Genomic DNA, 1,523 nt, shown 5'->3' with positions numbered 1-1,523 from the left:
CACTACCGTTGAATCCCACGCCCCGGTCCGCCGGGGCGTGGGCATTTTCAGCCTGGCAAATCCTGATTCAGCGCATTCCTGCCTGTCGCGCGCGCCTGTCCCGGACAGCACATCACCTGACCACGGGGACATGACAGCCTTGCGGTCGTCGATGTTTGCTCGATACCACCGCATCGGTGAAAATCGGGGCATTCCCCTGTTCTGCGAGCCCCGATGCACCATGACACCGACCTGATCAACATCGTTGCCGTTGGCCTGGGGCTCGCCTTCATCTTCGGCGCGCTGGCCAACAAGCTGCGTTTGTCTCCGCTGGTCGGTTACCTGGTTGCGGGCATCTGCGTAGGACCCTTCACTCCCGGCTTCGTCGCCGACCAGGCGCTGGCCAACCAGCTGGCCGAGATCGGCGTGATGCTGCTGATGTTCGGTGTCGGCCTGCATTTCTCGCTGAAGGACCTGATGGCGGTCAAGGCCATCGCCATCCCCGGCGCCATCGGCCAGATTCTGGTGGCCACCCTGCTCGGCTGGGGCCTGGCGGCGCTGATGGGCTGGCCGGTGATCCACGGCATCGTGTTCGGCTTCGCGTTGGCCACCGCCAGTACCGTGGTGTTGTTGCGCGCGATGGAAGAACGGCGCCTGCTGGAAACCCAGCGTGGCAAGATCGCGATCGGCTGGCTGATCGTGGAAGACCTGGCCTGCGTGCTGGCCTTGGTGATGATGCCGGTGTTGGCCGGCGTGTTCGGTCCGGATGCGGCCAATGAAACCCATACCGTCGGCAGTGTGCTGGCCAGCATCGGCTGGACCTTCGTGCAGCTGGGCCTGTTCGTGGCGGTGATGCTGGTGGTGGGGCGGCGGGTGATCCCGTGGATCCTCGAACGCATCGCCGGTACCGGTTCGCGCGAGCTGTTCACCCTGGCGGTGCTGGCCATTGCACTTGGCGTGGCGTTCGGTTCGGCGATGCTGTTCGGTGTGTCGTTCGCGCTCGGTGCGTTCTTCGCCGGCATGCTGCTCAACGAATCGGAGCTGAGCCACAAGGCCGCCAACGATTCACTGCCGCTGCGCGATGCGTTCGCGGTGCTGTTCTTCGTCTCGGTGGGCATGCTGTTCAACCCGGCGATCCTGATCGAACATCCGTGGCAGGTGCTGGCCACCGCAGCGATCATCATGTTCGGCAAATCCGCCGCCGCGTTCGTGATCGTGCGCGCGTTCGGCCACCCGACCGGCACCGCGCTGACCATCTCGGCCAGCCTGGCGCAGATCGGCGAGTTCGCCTTCATCATCGCCGGCCTCGGCGTGACGCTGAAAATCCTGCCGCCCACCGGGCAGGCGCTGGTGCTGGCCGGTGCGCTGATCTCGATCATGCTCAACCCGCTGGTGTTCGGCCTGCTCGACCGCTGGCTGCTCAAGCACCAGGAAACCACGCCGACCGCGGTGGAAACCGAGCTGCCGCCCGGCCCGTCGCTGGACCTGCACGACCATGCCATCGTGATCGGCTACGGCCGCGTCGGCAGCGCGCTGGCCCAGGT

The 1,523-nt window shown here is 65.7% G+C and carries 1 protein-coding gene; it reads left to right on the top strand.

Annotation, left to right across the window (positions count from 1 at the left end; genetic code table 11):
* Positions 1–213 precede the first annotated feature (213 nt).
* The coding region (locus AC1DQP_RS20360) for a cation:proton antiporter domain-containing protein (RefSeq protein ID WP_478052413.1) at positions 214–1,523 on the top strand (1,310 nt) is incomplete at its 3' end.

Source organism: Stenotrophomonas sp. P5_A8, assembly GCF_056400545.1.
This window is presented reverse-complemented; position numbering and strand designations above follow the sequence as displayed.